The organism is Williamsia maris, assembly GCF_024171815.1.
GTDB lineage: Bacteria > Actinomycetota > Actinomycetes > Mycobacteriales > Mycobacteriaceae > Williamsia_A > Williamsia_A maris.
Window position 1 is genome coordinate 187,184 of sequence record NZ_JAMTCJ010000003.1, and the last position, 16,806, is coordinate 203,989.

Genomic DNA, 16,806 nt, shown 5'->3' on the forward strand with positions numbered 1-16,806 from the left:
CGAGCGCGACGACCGGGATGACCCGGACCGCACGGTCAGTATCGCCGGGCGGAGTTGAAGGGGCCCGCCTCGTCGATCGGGGCGACCTTGACCGGGACGCCGAACGTCGACGCGTGCACCACGTAGCCGTCTCCGATGTACATACCGACGTGACTCGCGTCGCCGTAGTAGATGACCAGGTCACCTGGCTTCAGGTCGTTGCGCGCCACCGGCGTTCCACCGGCGAGCTGTGCCTCGCTGGATCGGGGCAGGACCTTGCCCGCCTGCTTGTAAGCCCAGACCATGAGGCCAGAGCAGTCGAACTGTCCCGGCCCGGTCGCTCCCCACACGTACGGGTCGCCGATGCGGGTGAGCGCCGCCGAGACAGCCACTGCCTCCGCGGCGGTGCCCTTGGCCACGAGTGCTGGATCGAAATTGATCACGGGGCCGCGTAGCGCGGCGAGCTGCTTGCCGGTGAGTGACTCGTACACCGCCTTGACCTGCACTATCTGCAGTTGCAGGTCACTCTGCTTGGACTGGAGGTCGGCGCGACGCTTGTCCACCGCGGTGACCGCGGCAGCAGCCTCGCGTCCTGCGGCCGTGGCCGCGTCGCGCGCCTTCGTCGCCGCCGCGCTGGCCGTGCGATATGCCTTCAGGTCCCGGACGGTCTGACGCGACACCATCTCGAGACCGGACATCTGATCGAGCAGCGACTGCGGCGAGTCCGACACGAGCACCGCGTAGAGGCGGTTGACCCGAGCGCCGCGATAACTGGCCCGGACGAGCCCGTCGACGCGACCCTGGAGTTCGTCGAGCCTGCCCGACAGACTGTCGAGAGTCGCGGTGGCGGAGGCGACATCGGCCTTCGACTTCGACACGGCACGTTGCCCGGCGGCTAGCTGGATCTCGGCGTTGTGCATCGCCTCGGCCGACTTCTCGGCATCGCGTCCGAGCGAGTTGTACCGGGTGAGCAGCTGGTCGGGGCTGCGGGGCGACGGGTCGGCGCCTGCGGACGATCCGAACCCGAGCGCGATGACGAGCATGGACAGCACCACCGTTGTGAGCAGCCGCATGACCACGTCAGCTCGATTCACACGCACCTGTCCGATCCCCACTTCCGCAACACCCGATCTCGCATCATCGACGGACCATAACCATTCGGCACGGCCGACATCCACCTACATCCGACCACCGACGACCGTGGCGCGCGAACTCCCCCTCCGCCCACGGAAGGATATGACGTGACGGGGAGTGGTCTCGGCGTTTCCGGCGATCTCGGGTCGGACGTCGTCGTTCATGTGTCCGTCGTTGTTCTACGTGTCGCCGACGGTCAGTAGCGACGGGCACCGTAGAACGACATGGAATCCAGGCTGGCCTTCTGGACCGGGACACCCTCGGTGGAGGAGTGCACGATCTTGTTGTTGCCGATGTAGATGCCCGCATGCGATCCGCCGAGGAAGATGACCACGTCGCCGGGGCGCAGGTCCTTCTTGGCGACCGGGGTACCGCCACCGAGCTGGCCGTAGCTGTCGCGGGGAATGGTCTTGCCGGCCTGCTTGTAGGCCCAGTAGACGAGTCCGGAGCAGTCGAAGGCGGTCGGACCCGCGGCGCCGTAGACGTACGGCGAGCCGATGCGGGTCAGAGCGGCCGATGCTGCGCGCTTGCCGGTGGCGCCGACGTTGCCGAACAGATTCGGTGACGTCTGGGGGCCCTTGGGCTTGGACTTGAACTGCGGCGGCACCTGCTTCTCGGTGATGCCGGGGACCTCGAAGGTGCCGATGCCGGGGATGGTGACCGGCGCTGCGAGTGCGGGGCCGGCTCCCATGGCCACGGTGCCCAACGCGATCGAGCCGGTGACCACGGCGTTGCGTGCGGTCTTCAAACCGGAGTTCGGCTGTTCCAAACGGTGTTTCGCCACGAAGCGAGTTCTCCTCTAGTTCTTCCTCAGCCGCCTACCGAGTTAGCTGTCGGATTCGGGCCGGAAGAGTGGCCCTACCCGCTTGCGCCTGCTGCCGGGGCCCCGGGAAACCGGGTACTCGGCGGTGCGTGGCACAAGGGGGATTCACCCCGATCGGACGTGGTCCGAAGTGATGGTTCCCCGGTTCGTCCCGCAGGACGATTGAGCGGCGACCAGACGATCCGCTCCGTTGTGAAGCGGGTTACTCCGTAAGGTCTCGGAAAGGTTACGAAACGTCCCCCGCATCTGTCCACCGGGACACATCTTCGGTGCGTCGTGATCGGAACCGTCAGCTCGCGCGGAGTCTGCGCACGTTCTCGTGACCCTCGACTCCCTGACCACCGTGTTCCCGCACGATCGGCAGGTCGTGCGCGGATGCGCCCACCATCCCGGCCGCGACGAAGGCGTCGATGGCGACATGGAGCCGATCGGCCTCTCGTGCCGCGGACGCGTCGACACCAATCGGGCCATCGGCACCGTTTCTGGTGGTGGGGGCCGCGAAGAACACCGTCATCATGCATCCGTCGCAGGCACGGGGACGGCCGGGGCAGGTCCCGCAGTCGAGCTGCATTGTGATCTCCATCTCATTTGCGAAGTCGGTGGAATTTACCGGCCCGACGACCCGGAACGGGCCCTCGAGGCTCTCGTCGGCGACGGTAACGACACCCACCGACAACGCCCGACGGCGCCGAACCGCACGTCGCCGCGCCACATGCGCGATCACGCCTGTCAGCCCGTCGAACTAGTGTTCGCCTCATGGGTCTCCCTGATCACCTTGACCTCGATGTTCACACCAGCACCACTGGCCCCACGGGCACCGTCGTACCGGCGCGGATCGACGGCGCGGCCGATCCTGCCGCGCTCGGGACCCAGCTGTCGTTCGACGCGATCGGCGACGCCGGATTCGATCCCCTGCTGTTCGAGACGACGTTCGTCATCGTCGACCTCGAGACCACGGGCGGCAGCGCCGCGACGGACCGCATCACCGAGATCGGGGCCGTCAAGGTCCGCGGCGGCGAGATCCTGGGCGAGCTGGCGACGCTGGTCGACCCGGGACGGGCGATCCCGCAGCACATCGTCGCGCTCACCGGCATCACCGAGGCGATGGTCTACCGCGCGCCCCGGATCGACGAGGTGCTGCCCGCCTTCCTCGAGTTCGCGCACGGGTGCGTGCTCGTCGCGCACAACGCGGGGTTCGACATGTCCTTCCTGCGGGCGGCGGCGGCCGAGCTCGGCCATCCCTGGACGTTCCGGCGGGTGCTGTGCACGGTGAAGCTCGCCCGCAGGGTGCTGACCCGCGACGAGGCCCCGACGGTGAAGCTGTCCGCACTCGCCCGACACTTCGCCGTCGCCACCACCCCCACGCACCGCGCTCTCGACGACGCGCGGGCCACCGTCGAGGTCATGCACGCGTTGTTCGAGCGGGTGGGCAACCTCGGGGTGCACAGCTATCGGGAACTGATCGACTTCCTGCCGGGGCTGAGCACCGCGCAGCGCGCCAAACGACAGATGACCGACCACCTGCCCACCCGCCCCGGCGTCTATCTGTTCCGAGGTCCGTCCGGCGAGGTCCTCTATGTCGGCACCGCCGTCGATCTCCGGCGCCGCGCCCGGCAGTACTTCACCGGTTCAGAGACCCGCGCCCGGATGCGCGAGATGGTGACGCTGGCGGTGTCCATCGACCACGTCGAGTGCGCCCATCGCCTCGAGGCGGGCGTGCGCGAGCTACGACTGCTCGCCGCGCACGCCCCCGCCTACAACCGTCGGTCCAAATCGCCGCACCGGGGCTGGTGGGTCTGTCTCACCGAGGAGCCGTTCCCCCGCCTCAAGGTCAGCCAGAACCCGACGACGGTCGCCGTCGGTCCGATCCGTGTCCGCGGCGACGCCGCCGCGGTGGCCGACCTGATCGCCGCCGTCACGCGATTGCGGTCGTGCACCCGCCGCCTCTCCTCGAGTGCGGCGCACACCTGCACGGTCACCGCTGACGGCCGACGCCCCGTCGGCGGCTGTCATGCGGCATCCGACACCCCGGTCGACGCCGGGGGGTACACCCCGGCGGTCGAACGGGCCGCCGCCCTGATGACCGGTGGCGACGACGGGCCGCTGAGAACGGTGCTCGATCGACTGCAGAGCCTGGCCTCGGCCGAGATGTTCGAGACCGCCGCGCGGCTGCGTGATCGCCTCGCGGTCACCCTCGCCGGGTTGGAACGATGCCAGCGACTCACCGCCCTCTGCCGGATCTCGGAGCTCGTCGCCGCGCGACCGGACGGCAGCGGCGGGTGGGAACTCGCGGTGATCCGACACGGCCGACTCGCCAGTGCGGGCGTGGCCACGCGTGGGGTCGCACCGATGCAGGTGGCGCAGTCGTTGACCCTCGCCGCGGAGACCGTGGTCCCCGGGCCGGGCCCGCTGCGCGGCGCCGCCGCCGAGGAGGCCGCGCTCGTCTACGCCTGGCTGGTCACGCCGGGGTCCCGGATCGTCTGCAGCACTGCGCCGTTCATGCTCCCCGTCGCCGCCGCGGCGCGATGGGGTGACTGGCGGGAGACCGTCGCGACCGCACACGCCCGCTCACGCGAGTTGGTGGCGCTGGCCGGCTGAGGTGCCGGCGGGTCCGGTTGCGAGGTCGGGCCGGGGCGTCGGTGCATACAGTGGCCGGATGATCACGGCCATCGTCCTCATCACCGCCGACGTGCACACCATCCCCGAGACGGCCCAGGCGATCGCCGACGTCGACGGGGTCCGCGAGGTCTACTCCTGCGCCGGGGACGTGGACCTGATCGCGACGATCGCGGTGCGCGACCACGAGCAGATCGCCGACGTCGTCACCGGCACGATCAATCGGATCGACGGCGTGCGCCACACGGCCACCCACATCGCGTTCAAGACCTATTCGAGTTCCGACATCGAGGACGGCTTCTCCATCGGCGAATGACCGGCCACCGGCGAGCTAGGCCGTGATGCGCACCCAGCGGTCGAGGACGGCGGTCGCGGCGCCGGAGTCGATCGCCTCGGCCACCCGGGCTATCGCCCCGACGAACCGCGCGTAGAGGTCGTCGTCGAACGCGTCGGGGTCGAATTCGACGGGCGCGTCGCCTGCGAGGTCGTAGGCGATGATCGCGCCGGCCGCGTTGAGCAGCACCGCGTCGCGCACCGGACCGGTCGCGCCCGCGAAGGTCTCGCGGGCGACGCGGGCGTTGAAGACCGCGTCGCCGCCGGTCAGCGCGCCCGGCGCGCACAGCGACAACCCGACGCGCGTGGGGTCGAACGACATCGCGCGGACGGTGCCCCCGTGGGCCAACCACACCGACGATGTCGCCGTCATGGTCAGCTCGTCGAGACCGTCGTCACCGCGGACGACGAGAACCGAGTTGCCGCGCTCGGCGAACGCGTCGGCGATCACCGGCGCGAGGTCGGCGAACGCACACCCGACGAGCCCGCTGCGCGGTTGGGCCGGGTTCGTCAGCGGTCCGAGGACGTTGAACACCGTGGGGATGCCGATCTCCTTGCGCGGCGCCCCGGCGAACCGCAGAGCCGGGTGATAGACCGGCGCGAAGCAGAAACCGATGCCCGCCTGCTCGACCGACCGCGCCACGTCCTGCGCGCCCAGTCCGATCGCCACGCCCAGTTCCTCGAGTACGTCGGCGCCACCGCTCTTCGACGACGCCGAGCGGTTGCCGTGTTTGATGACCGGGACCCCGGCGGCCGCGACGACCACCGAACTCATCGTGGAGATGTTGACGGTGTTGGACCGGTCACCCCCCGTGCCGACGATGTCCACCGCGTGCTGATCGAGGTGGACGCGCACCGCGTGCCCCAGCATCGACGCGGCCAACCCGTTGAGTTCGGCGGCGACGGGGCCCTTCATCTTCATCGCGACACCGAAGGCGGCGATCTGCGCCGCGGTCGCGTTGTCGGACATGATCTCGTTCATCACCCAGCGGGCGTCGTCGGCCGTGAGATCACGCCCGTCGACGAGAGAGCCCAGAATGTTCGGCCAGGTCGCGTCCATGGGAGTGCAGCGTATTCGTACGCCGGCGGGATCGGACATCCGACTGCGGCGAGCAGGCACCGCCCCGGATGAGGTCAGCGCGGTGGTCGCTGCAACACCTGCCAGCCGAGCACGGTGCCGTCGTGACGTGCCCCGAGGCCGGCCATCCGGGAGCGTTCCTGCGAGCAGTGCAGAGCGTCGACGAGCTGTGGTCTGGCCAACCCCAGGAGTGTGTGTTCGGCCACCCCGGCGCCGACTGTTCCCGACACGCCCGGGCCCTGCGCGACCTCGGCCAGACCCGAGACGTCGACCCGTTCGTAGCCGTCCTGGGCCGCGGTGGCGACGGCCTCGTCGACCCGCCCCTCGGGAACGGTGAGGATGTGGCGCACCACGGCCTGCTCCTCACTGCGCCATTGCGAGTCCTCCAACACCGCTGAGCTGGCCGCGGAGTCGTCGAAGCTCTCCGCGACGACGATCAGATCGGGGTCGGCGGCGGTCAGTTCCGCGTCCGCCGCACCCCCGCCGCCGAGGCGTCCGAGCAGGCGGCGCACACGGCTGGTGGGAACCTCGTGTCCGTTGAGGTCTCGCATCATGACCAGGCCTCTCATTTCCGTCGGAACTTTTTCCCGACCCGAGTAGTCATCAGATACTACGAACCGTCATACTTCATTTTGTGACTAGCGCTGCAGGTACCTCGGGCACAGCCATCACCTCGAGGGTGCACTCTCTGAACCGTCCCAACATGGTCAGTGTCGGCACCATCGTCTGGCTGTCCAGTGAGCTCATGTTCTTTGCGGGATTGTTCGCGATGTACTTCGTGGCACGAGCGAACTCGGGGGGCAACTGGCCCCCGGAGCCGACGGAGTTGAACCTCTTCCTCGCCATCCCGGTGACGGCGGTCCTGATCCTCTCGTCGGTGACCTGCCAGCTGGGCGTCTTCGCCGCCGAGCGCGGCGACGTCTTCGGCCTCCGCCGCTGGTACATCCTCACCTTCATCATGGGCGCGTTCTTCGTCTCCGGTCAGGGCTACGAGTACTACCACCTGGTGCACGAGGGCACGACGCTCTCCTCCAGCGCCTACGGCTCGGTGTTCTACATGGCGACCGGCTTCCACGGCCTGCACGTCATCGGCGGTCTGATCGCGTTCGTCTTCCTGTTGGTGCGAACCAAGCTCAGCAAGTTCACCCCCGCCCAGGCCACCGCCGCGATCGTGGTCTCGTACTACTGGCACTTCGTCGACATCGTGTGGGTCGGCCTGTTCGCCACCATCTACTTCATCCGGTGATCGACCCCACCGCAGCCCGGTGGACCAGATCACCAGCTACATGCAGCAACCACCAGAGAGAGCAGAGATGAGTTCTTCTCCCCCGCCCGTGCAGGCGGACGACTCGGCCGACCGGACCGGCGTCGACACCGCGCGGACCGATCCGAAGCGGGCGAAATCCCGTCGCAAGCTCCGCAGGCGCGCCACCGGTGCACTGCTCCTGCTCGCGGGCCTGCTCGTCGCGGGAGGACTCGCGACCGTCATCACCCCGTCGCCGCAGGTGGCGACGGCTGATGCACAGACCAACGCCGCCCTCATCCAGGACGGCAAGAAGCTCTACGAGACGTCGTGCATCACCTGCCACGGTCGCAACCTCGACGGTGTCCAGGATCGTGGACCCTCGCTGGTCGGCGTCGGCGACGCATCGGTCTACTTCCAGGTCTCGTCGGGCCGCATGCCCGCCGTCCGCGGTGAGGCCCAGGCCGCCCGCAAGCCACCGAAGTTCACCGAGGCGCAGACCGATCAGCTCGGCGCCTACGTGCAGTCCGTCGGCGGCGGCCCTTCGGTCGTCTACGAACACAACACCGACGGCACCGTCAAGATGGAAGACGGATACCCGGTCAAGGCACAGGGCGAGCTCCGCGGTTCCGACATCGGACGCGGCAGCGAGCTGTTCCGGCTCAACTGCGCCTCGTGCCACAACTTCACCGGTCGTGGCGGAGCGCTGTCCTCGGGCAAGTACGCGCCCACCCTGGACCCGGCCAACGAGCAGCAGATCTACACGGCGATGCTCACCGGCCCGCAGAACATGCCCAAGTTCTCCGATCGGCAGCTGACCGAGACCGAGAAGAAGGACATCATCGGCTACGTCAAGTACGCCAGTGAGACCAAGCCCCAGGGCGGCTACGCACTCGGCGGCTTCGGACCGGTGTCCGAGGGCATGGCCATGTGGGTTGTCGGTGTCATCGCGGTTGTCGCCGCAGCGATGTGGATTGGATCGCGATCATGAGTGACGCCCAGAAGCCGTCGGGCTCCGACGACGACGAGAAGATGACCCCCGAGAAGGCCGAGGGGACCACGAATCCGCCGTCGTACACCCGCGACGAGCTCGACAAGATGAGCAACGACGACCTGGTCAAGCTCGGTACGAACCTCGACGGCGTCGAGATCATCTACCGTCGCGACCGGTTCGCCGAGGCCGGCACCAAGGCCGAGAAGCGCGCCGAGCGTTCGGTCGCATTCTGGTTCGCCCTCGCCGGCGTCCTCGCCGTCGCGTGCTTCGTGATCTTCCTGTTCAACCACTGGGAGTTCGTCCTCCCGGACGGCAAGAACTACTTCCTCTACACCCTGAACACGCCGCTGTTGGGCATCACCTTCGGTGGATCGATCCTCGCGGTCGGTATCGGCCTGGTGCAGTTCACGAAGAAGTTCATCCCCGAGGAGATCTCGGTCCAGGATCGCCACGACGGCGGCTCCAACGACCTCGACAAGGCCACCACCGTGGCCCTGCTGAACAACGCGGGCGCCACCTCCACCATCGCGCGTCGCAAGCTGATCATCGGTTCGGCCGCCTTCGGTGTCGGGGCCTTCGCCCTCACCGGCGTGGTCGCCCTGCTCGGCGGCATCATCAAGAACCCGTGGGCCCAGGGCAAGGACTCCGTCCTGTGGCACACCGGCTGGTCGCCGATCTACAACGACCCGAAGTCGCCCAACGAGACGGTCTTCGTCCGTCGCGACACCGGCGACCCGAGCCAGGTCGTCCTGGTCCGACCCGAGGATCTCGACGCAGGCGCGATGGAGACGGTCTTCCCGTGGCGCGTCTCCGACGGCTTCGGCGAGACCGAGGAGTCGCGGGAGAAGCTCCACGCGGGTCTGCGGCTGGTCCGTAACCCGGTGATGCTGATCCGCCTGCGTCCGACCGACACCGCGAAGGTGATCAAGCGCAAGGGCCAGGAGAGTTTCAACTACGGCGACTACTTCGCCTACACGAAGGTCTGCTCGCACCTCGGGTGCCCGACCTCGCTCTACGAGCAGCAGACGAACCGCATTCTGTGCCCGTGCCACCAGAGCCAGTTCAACGCCCTGGAGTACGGCAAGCCGATCTTCGGACCGGCGGCACGCGCACTGGCGCAGTTGCCGATTACGGTGAACAATCAGGGATACATGGTTGCAGCAGGTGACTACATCGAGCCCGTCGGCCCCGCTTTCTGGGAGCGCGGCCAAGGTAAGGACAAGCCATGAGTGCTATCGCGGATCGCGCAGCGGTCCAAGCAGAGGGAGTCGACTCCCGCTATCACCTGGCCGCAGGTATGCGACGCCAGATCAACAAGGTCTTCCCGACGCACTGGTCATTCCTGCTCGGTGAGATCGCCCTCTACAGCTTCGTCATCCTGCTGATCTCGGGTGTCTACCTCACGCTGTTCTTCGACCCGTCGATGGCCGAGGTCACCTACCACGGCTCGTACCAGCCGCTCAACGGCGTGGAGATGAGCAAGGCCTACGCAACGGCGCTCGACATCTCGTTCGACGTCCGCGGCGGTCTGTTCGTCCGTCAGATCCACCACTGGGCCGCGCTGCTGTTCGCCGCGTCGATCATCGTGCACATGGCGCGCATCTTCTTCACCGGTGCGTTCCGTCGTCCGCGTGAGGCCAACTGGGTCATCGGTTGCCTGCTCCTGCTGCTGGCGATGTTCGAGGGCTTCTTCGGATACTCGCTCCCCGATGACCTGCTCTCCGGTACCGGCGTCCGCGCCGCGATGTCGGGCATCGTCATGGGCATCCCGGTGGTCGGCACCTGGGTCCACTGGGCCCTGTTCGGTGGCGACTTCCCCGGCGAGATCATCATCCCGCGGCTCTACATCCTGCACGTGCTGCTGTTCCCCGGGATCATCCTCGCGCTGATCGGTGCCCACCTGGCGCTGGTCTGGTACCAGAAGCACACGCAGTTCCCCGGCCCCGGCCGCACCGAGAAGAACGTCGTGGGTGTCCGCATCCTCCCGGTCTTCGCGGTCAAGTCCGGCGCGTTCTTCGCCGTCACCTTCGGCATCCTCGCGATCATGTCCGGGGTGTTCCAGATCAACCCGATCTGGGTGCTCGGCCCGTACAACCCCGCACACGTCTCGGCCGGTTCGCAGCCCGACATCTACATGATGTGGACCGACGGTCTGGCCCGACTGATGCCGGCGTGGGAGATCTACTTCGGCAACTCGTACACGATCCCCGCGATCTTCTGGGTCGTCGCCATCATCGGTGTGATCATCACCGCGATGGTCGCCTACCCGTGGATCGAGAAGAAGCTCACCGGTGACGATGCGCATCACAACCTGCTGCAGCGTCCGCGCGACGTCCCGGTCCGCACCGCGATCGGCGCAATGGCGTTCGCCTTCTACATCGTGCTCACGCTGTCGTGCATGAACGACATCATCGCGCTGAAGTTCCACATCTCGCTGAACGCGACGACGTGGATGGGCCGCATCGGTCTGATCATCCTGCCGCCGCTGGCGTACTACATCGCCTACCGCTGGGCACTCGCACTGCAGCGCAGTGACCGCGCGGTCCTCGAGCACGGTATCGAGACCGGCATCATGAAGCGTCTCCCGCAGGGCGAGTACGTCGAGGTCCACCAGCCGCTCGGCCCGGTGGACGATCACGGACACCCGATCCCGCTCCCGTACCAGGGCGCGGCGCTCCCCAAGCGCATGAACAAGCTGGGGTCGGCCGGTTCACCCGGCACCGGGTCGCTCATGGTGGCCGACTCACCCGAAGAGCAGAAGCGCAACGTGGAGCTCGAGCGCGAGGCCCATGCCCAGGAGCACGAGGCCATCTCGAACCTCCAGGCAAAGGGCGGCAAGATGCTCGAGTAGGTCCCACCCACTCGGCTCGAACCACAGCGGCCGGCGAACCCACACGGGTTCGCCGGCCGTTCTGTGTCGGCTCCTCCCCTCCCCCACCGCGGCGTGTGCAGCCCTGGCCGCATACAGAGATCCATCACCCACCCGATTTTCCTTGTGGTAAGTAAGGAACCGTGAGGAAACGTGTCTGCTCGGTTGTCGCGCTGTCCGTGTCTCTGCTCCTGTGTGCGCCGTCCGGCGGCGCAAGCGCAACACGGACGCACAATCTGACGGTCTCGCTACCGGCTCCGTCCGGCCCGTTGATTGTCGGTGTGACGGACATCCACCTGCACGACCCGACACGGCCCGAATTCGCCGGCACCACAGGTCAACACCGGCAACTGATGATCCGTGTGTGGTACCCAGCCAGCCGACGGGTGGGTGCGCCTCAGCCCTGGATGGCGGGCGGTGGACTCGACGAAGAGCGGGTCTTCCTGCGAAACCGCACTGTGCCGGAGGACAGCTGGTCGCTTGCGCCCACGCACAGCTACCTGAAGGCGCCGGCTGCCGCCGCGGTTCGTCGGCCGGTGCTCATCTACTCACCCGGCTTCCTCGACTCCGATTCGTGGAACACCTCGAAAGCCGAAGACCTTGCCAGCCACGGATACGTGGTGGTGGGTATCGATCACACCCATGAGACGTACTCAGTGGAGTTTCCGCGCGATCAGACGATACGCGGTGTCACACCAAAGTCTGCGTCAGCTGGCTACCTCACCTCTGTTCTGCTTCCGATTCGAGTTGCGGACACACGGTTCGTCCTCGATCAGCTCACCGAACTCACTCACGGATTCAATCCCGATGTCGACCATGCGGCGTTGCCGTCGCAGTTGGGCCGGAGTCTTGATCTCGCCAGGATCGGAATGTTCGGGCACTCCCTCGGCGGATCCACAACCGCACAAGCGATGCATGAGGACGACAGGATCAGCGCAGGCATCGACCTCGACGGCCCGCTCTGGGGGTCTGTGGGCCACGACGGATTGTCGCGCCCTCTCGGGATGCTCGGCAACCGCAACCAGAGCGCACGAACCGATCCCGACTGGCTGCCGTACTGGCCCCACAACACCGGACGGAAGATCCCGCTTCGTGTTCCTGGGGCGCGTCATGAATCGTTCACCGATCAGGAGATCATCATCAGCCAACTTCGCGCCGCTGACCTCATCCCGGCGTCAGCAGCTGCCGAAGCCATCGGAACGTGTCCGCCCGCCCGAAGCGTAGTCGCCCAGAACACCTTCCTGCGAGCGTTCTTCGACACAACCCTCATCCATGACGTCCCCTCGCCGAGCGACGTACACGACCTGGCAACGTCCGGTCTGGAGCCGGCAGCGTGATCGAACAGCCGCGAGAGGCATCCTCGTGCATGGCCTGCCGGTTCGTAGCAGAACCGGTGGCTGTTCCCGGTGGACGCATTGCCGACACCACGCACTGGGTGGTTGAGCACTGTGTTGGTCCGCTGGGTGTCGGCACGCTCATCCTCAAACCACGCCGCCACGTGGTCGCAGTGGCGGCGTTGAACGATACCGAGGTTCAAGAGCTCGGTCCGTTACTCAGGAAGTGCTCGGCGGTGGCAGCAGAGATATCCGACGCTGACCAGGTCTACAACACCCTGTGGTCACATGCGGATACTCAACCCGGCCATATTCACTACGTCATTCAGCCGGTGACCGCGCAGCAGTGCCTCTCGACGGGGTTGTTCGGACCGGCGCTGCAGATGGCCATGTTCGACGCCGGCGCCGTGCCGGACCCTCGACAGGTCGCGATGGTGGCTGACCGTGCCCGCACGCTCTGGAACGCGGTCCGGTGAGACAACCCCGAGGCATCGCAGGAAGTTGGGCAAAGCACGGGCCCCGACAGCCGCAAGGCAGTGCCTGGTCCGCGGTGTGGACACGAGAAAGGGCAGGTGCTCGCGCACCTGCCCTTGTCATCGTGTGTGGAGAAACGTGGTTCGTGTCAGTGCTTCTCGGCGCCGACGTGGTACTCGAAGACGAGACCGGCCACGGCGGAGACGATCGCCACCGCGCCCACGGCCACGAGCCAGAACTGACTCATCGCCATCGCGACGGCCAGCAGGGCCGCACCGCCGGCGATGAGGATGGGCCACCAGCTACCCGGGCTGAAGAAACCCAGTTCGCCTGCGCCGTCCTCGATCTCCGCCTCTTCGTAGTCCTCGGGGCGGATGTCGACGCGTCGTGCGACGAAGCGGAAGTAGGTACCGATGATCAGGGTCAGTCCACCGGTCATCACGATGCCGGTCAGACCGACCCACTCCACGTTCTTGCTCGACAGTCCGGTGCAGACCCCGTACAGGATCGCGGCACCGAAGAAGAAGATCGTCAGGATCTCGAAGAGCCGGGCTTCGATCTTCACTGGAGGGCTCCTACCGTGCAGCCGGGCAATGAGGTGTTGCTGGTGTCACCGTTGGTCTTCGGGGTGGTCGTACCGTCGGTGCTGCGTCGCGTGTCGAACGGATGCGTCGTGACCGAGACCGGGGTCTCACAGATGCTCTGCAGCGCCTGCGCATTCGTGGCGTTGGGGTTCGACGCACGATAGGTGATGTAGGAGTCGAACTTCTCCTTGGTCACCGCACGCACCTCGAAGTTCATCATCGAGTGGTACGTGCCGCACATCTCCGCACACCGTCCGACGAAGGCACCGGTCTTGTCGATCGAGCTCACCTGCCACCGGTTGTCGGTGTGGTTCTGCTTGGGGAACGGCATCACGTCGCGCTTGAACAGGAACTCGGGCACCCAGAACGAGTGGATGACGTCGGCGGAGGCCTGTTCGAACTCGATGCGCTCACCGACCGGCAGGACAAGAACCGGGATCTCGTCGGACGTGCCGACGGTCTCGATGCGGTCGAACTTGAGGTAGTTGCGGATGTCGTCGTCGCGGCCGTTCGCCGGCAACGGCTTCTCTTCGCCCTCTTCGTTGAGCTCGGCGCGCTGGATCTCGTACGGGCTGCCGTTGCGCTCGAAACCGTCGTACTTCGAGCCGTCGGCCATGTCGACGGTGCGGTAGCCGAACTTCCAGTTCCACTGGAAAGCGGTGACATCCACCACGACGGCCGGATCGGCCTTTTTCGTCTCGACGCTGTTCTGCACGATGATCGTGAAGTAGAACAGCACCGCGATGATCACGAACGGGATGGCCGTGTAGGTCAGCTCGAGCGGCACGTTGTAGGCCGTCTGCCGGGGGAACTCGTCCTCCTGGCTGAGCTTGCCGGTGCCCTTGCGGCGGTGGAACGAGATGGTCCAGAACGTCAGGGCCCAGACGATCACGCCCATCAGCAGTGCCGCGATCACCGACCACGTCCACAGATGCCGCATGTCCTCGGCCTCGGGCGTGACGCCCTCCGGCCAGCCGAAACGCATTGCCTCCGAGGCGCTACACCCCGACATCAGGAGAGCACCGAGCCCGAGAACGAGCAGTGCCGAGACCCTCTTCAGTCGTCTCCGGCTGTTGCCGGACGTCGCTGCTCGGGGCCGTCCACCGTGTGTCACTGTCACGCCTTCCCGCCTGTCAATTCACGCAGTTCCCAGCGCTGCCGCCGAGTCGGGAACAGCCCCGACTCCAAGCACACAGCCCAGTACTACGCAGCGTAGACCAAGTCGGTCGGAGTTTCGTGATCGGGGTTTGCGCGCGTGCGGGGTCGCCCGCGTCGACGCCGGGATGGACCCGCGGTGCGGCATACTCGACGACGTCCGAGCCGTCCGACGGCCACGTCCGGTGCCGTCGGATCACCCCTGGCTCGGTGGTCGAATCGAGGCAAAACGCGTGTGTGGTCTGCTGGGCCTGCTGACAAGTGATTCATCGGCTGCGTCTGCCCGAGAGCTGGTCGCCGCCGCGTCGCATTGCATGCGTCACCGGGGTCCGGACGAGCCGGGTGGTACCTGGAGCGATGCCGACGTCGCGTTCGGCTTCAACCGGTTGGCGTTCATCGACATCGAGCACTCGCATCAGCCGTTGCGCTGGGGCCCGCCGGAGTCGCCCGACCGCTACGCCATGGTGTTCAACGGCGAGATCTACAACTACCTCGAGCTGCGTGCCCAGCTCGCCGCCGACGAGGGCGCGGTCTTCCGCACCGAGGGCGACGGCGAGGCCATCGTCGCGGCGTTCCACTACTGGGGCGCCGACTCGGTCGCCCGCCTGCGCGGGATGTTCGCCTTCGCCATCTGGGACACCGAGAAGCGCAGTCTGTTCCTCGCCCGCGATCCGTTCGGCATCAAGCCGATGTTCATCGCCACCGGGCCACGCGGCACGGTGTTCGGCAGCGAGAAGAAAAGCCTGTTGGAGCTGCTGGGTCGCGTCGGTCTCGGCGACCGTCTCGACGACCGCGCGATCGAGCACTACACGGTCCTGCAGTACGTCCCCGAGCCCGAGACCCTGCACACCGACATCACCCGTATCGAGTCCGGCACGCACGCCACCCTGACGCCCGGCTCGCGCCCGCGGACCCATCGGTATTTCACGCCGCAGTTCGAGAGCAGGCCCTTCAGGGTCGGTGGCGAGCAGGCCCGCTACGACGAGATCGCCGAGGCACTCTCGGATTCGGTGGCCAAGCACATGCGCGCCGACGTCACCGTCGGGTCGTTCCTGTCCGGCGGCATCGACTCCACGGCCATCGCGGCCCTCGCCATCCGACACAACCCCGACCTGATCACCTTCACCACCGGGTTCGAACGACAGGGCTACTCCGAGGTCGACGTCGCGGCCGAGTCGGCCGCGGCCATCGGTGCGCGCCATGTCGTCAAGGTCGTCGGGCCGGCCGAGTTCGCCGCGTCGATTCCCGAGATCGTCTGGTACCTCGACGATCCCGTCGCCGACCCGGCCCTCGTGCCCTTGTACTTCGTGGCCAAGGAGGCCCGCAAGCACGTCAAGGTGGTGCTGTCCGGCGAGGGCGCCGACGAGCTGTTCGGCGGCTACACGATCTACAAGGAACCGTTGTCGCTGCGACCGTTCGAACGTCTGCCCGCCGGCCTGCGGGCCGCGGCGGGCCGGTTGTCCGATCGCATCCCCGAGGGCACTCGCGGCAAGAGCCTCCTGCACCGCGGGTCGATGCCGCTCGAGGAGCGGTACTACGGCAACGCCCGCAGCTTCGACGACGCGCGTCTGCGCTCGGTGCTGCGCAGCTACCGACCGGAGTGGACGCACACCGACGTCACCGCCGACATCTACGCGACCACCCAGGGCTGGGATCCCGTCGCGCGGATGCAGCACATCGACCTGTTCACGTGGCTGCGCGGCGACATCCTCGTCAAGGCCGACAAGATCACCATGGCCAACTCACTCGAACTGCGCGTGCCGTTCCTCGACCCCGAGGTCTTCGAGGTCGCGCGTCTGCTGCCGACCGAGGAGAAGCTCTCGCACGGCACGACCAAGTACGCGCTGCGCAAGGCGCTCGAGCAGATCGTCCCCGCACACGTGCTGCACCGTAAGAAGTTGGGTTTCCCGGTGCCGCTGCGACATTGGCTCGCCGGCACCGAGCTGTACGACTGGGCGCGCGAGACCGTGACGGCCTCGCAGACCGATCACATCTTCAATCGCGCGGCGGTGTTCAACATGCTCGACGAGCACCGGGCGGGCACCGTGGACAACAGTCGACGGCTCTGGACGATCCTGGTGTTCATGGTGTGGCACGCCATCTTCGTCGAGAAGACACTCGTGCCGAACATCTCCGACCACACCTACCCGGTCAAGCTCTAGCTCCGACGACGCAGACGACGAAGCCGGC

General features: G+C 66.9%; 16 protein-coding genes and 1 riboswitch. Of the genes, 9 read left to right on the plus strand and 7 right to left on the minus strand.

Annotation, left to right across the window (positions count from 1 at the left end; translation table 11 throughout):
- Positions 1–35 precede the first annotated feature (35 nt).
- From LX13_RS14200 to LX13_RS14210, 3 genes are all read right to left on the minus strand, one after another.
- Positions 36–1,022: a C40 family peptidase gene (locus LX13_RS14200; RefSeq protein ID WP_253662755.1), complete on the minus strand. Its 987-nt coding sequence runs from the start codon at positions 1,020–1,022 to the stop codon at positions 36–38.
- A gap of 287 nt (positions 1,023–1,309) precedes the next feature.
- Positions 1,310–1,897, minus strand: a complete 588-nt coding sequence (locus LX13_RS14205) for a C40 family peptidase (RefSeq protein WP_253661991.1) — start codon at positions 1,895–1,897, stop codon at positions 1,310–1,312.
- Between the two features lie 16 nt (positions 1,898–1,913).
- Positions 1,914–2,115, minus strand: a riboswitch (cyclic di-AMP (ydaO/yuaA leader).
- A gap of 110 nt (positions 2,116–2,225) precedes the next feature.
- Positions 2,226–2,519, minus strand: a complete 294-nt coding sequence (locus LX13_RS14210) for a hypothetical protein (protein WP_253661992.1) — start codon at positions 2,517–2,519, stop codon at positions 2,226–2,228.
- 173 nt (positions 2,520–2,692) lie between these two features.
- On the opposite strand from LX13_RS14210, the gene LX13_RS14215 reads away from it, so the two are divergent.
- Positions 2,693–4,534: a DEDD exonuclease domain-containing protein gene (locus tag LX13_RS14215; protein WP_253661993.1), complete on the plus strand. Its 1,842-nt coding sequence runs from the start codon at positions 2,693–2,695 to the stop codon at positions 4,532–4,534.
- A gap of 58 nt (positions 4,535–4,592) precedes the next feature.
- On the plus strand, positions 4,593–4,868 hold the full coding sequence (locus LX13_RS14220) for an Lrp/AsnC family transcriptional regulator (protein WP_188490110.1): 276 nt from the start codon (positions 4,593–4,595) through the stop codon (positions 4,866–4,868).
- A gap of 15 nt (positions 4,869–4,883) precedes the next feature.
- Here LX13_RS14220 and trpD read toward each other — a convergent pair whose 3' ends face one another.
- Both trpD and LX13_RS14230 read right to left on the minus strand, forming a co-directional pair.
- Entirely contained in the window at positions 4,884–5,945 is a 1,062-nt protein-coding gene (gene trpD, locus LX13_RS14225) for an anthranilate phosphoribosyltransferase (RefSeq protein WP_253661994.1), read from the minus strand.
- Between the two features lie 74 nt (positions 5,946–6,019).
- Positions 6,020–6,517, minus strand: coding sequence for a hypothetical protein (locus tag LX13_RS14230; RefSeq protein WP_253661995.1), 498 nt, complete (start codon positions 6,515–6,517; stop codon positions 6,020–6,022).
- Positions 6,518–6,597: 80 nt separating this feature from the next.
- Between LX13_RS14230 and ctaE the strand changes: the two genes are divergently transcribed.
- From ctaE to LX13_RS14260, 6 genes are all read left to right on the plus strand, one after another.
- The gene (ctaE, locus tag LX13_RS14235; protein ID WP_253661996.1) at positions 6,598–7,209 is read left to right on the plus strand and encodes an aa3-type cytochrome oxidase subunit III; all 612 of its coding nucleotides are present in this window, start codon (positions 6,598–6,600) and stop codon (positions 7,207–7,209) included.
- A gap of 67 nt (positions 7,210–7,276) precedes the next feature.
- Entirely contained in the window at positions 7,277–8,197 is a 921-nt protein-coding gene (gene qcrC, locus LX13_RS14240; RefSeq protein ID WP_253661997.1) for a cytochrome bc1 complex diheme cytochrome c subunit, read from the plus strand.
- A gap of 41 nt (positions 8,198–8,238) precedes the next feature.
- The gene (qcrA, locus tag LX13_RS14245) at positions 8,239–9,429 is read left to right on the plus strand and encodes a cytochrome bc1 complex Rieske iron-sulfur subunit (RefSeq protein ID WP_301301336.1); all 1,191 of its coding nucleotides are present in this window, start codon (positions 8,239–8,241) and stop codon (positions 9,427–9,429) included.
- Positions 9,426–11,051, plus strand: coding sequence for a cytochrome bc1 complex cytochrome b subunit (qcrB, locus tag LX13_RS14250; protein WP_253661998.1), 1,626 nt, complete (start codon positions 9,426–9,428; stop codon positions 11,049–11,051). The genes qcrA and qcrB overlap by 4 nt, the downstream gene beginning before the upstream one ends.
- A gap of 299 nt (positions 11,052–11,350) precedes the next feature.
- Entirely contained in the window at positions 11,351–12,406 is a 1,056-nt protein-coding gene (locus tag LX13_RS14255) for an alpha/beta hydrolase (protein WP_253661999.1), read from the plus strand.
- Between the two features lie 56 nt (positions 12,407–12,462).
- Positions 12,463–12,879, plus strand: coding sequence for an HIT family protein (locus LX13_RS14260; protein WP_253662000.1), 417 nt, complete (start codon positions 12,463–12,465; stop codon positions 12,877–12,879).
- Positions 12,880–13,025: 146 nt separating this feature from the next.
- Here LX13_RS14260 and LX13_RS14265 read toward each other — a convergent pair whose 3' ends face one another.
- Complete coding sequence (locus LX13_RS14265) at positions 13,026–13,442, minus strand: cytochrome c oxidase subunit 4 (protein ID WP_188490102.1); 417 nt, start codon at positions 13,440–13,442, stop codon at positions 13,026–13,028.
- Positions 13,439–14,521, minus strand: a complete 1,083-nt coding sequence (gene ctaC / locus LX13_RS14270) for an aa3-type cytochrome oxidase subunit II (RefSeq protein WP_253662757.1) — start codon at positions 14,519–14,521, stop codon at positions 13,439–13,441. The genes LX13_RS14265 and ctaC overlap by 4 nt, the downstream gene beginning before the upstream one ends.
- 328 nt (positions 14,522–14,849) lie before the next feature.
- Here ctaC and asnB point away from each other — a divergent pair, with 328 nt between their 5' ends.
- Positions 14,850–16,778 (plus strand): asparagine synthase (glutamine-hydrolyzing), encoded by a 1,929-nt coding sequence (asnB, locus tag LX13_RS14275; RefSeq protein WP_253662001.1) that lies wholly within the window; start codon positions 14,850–14,852, stop codon positions 16,776–16,778.
- Positions 16,779–16,806 lie beyond the last annotated feature (28 nt).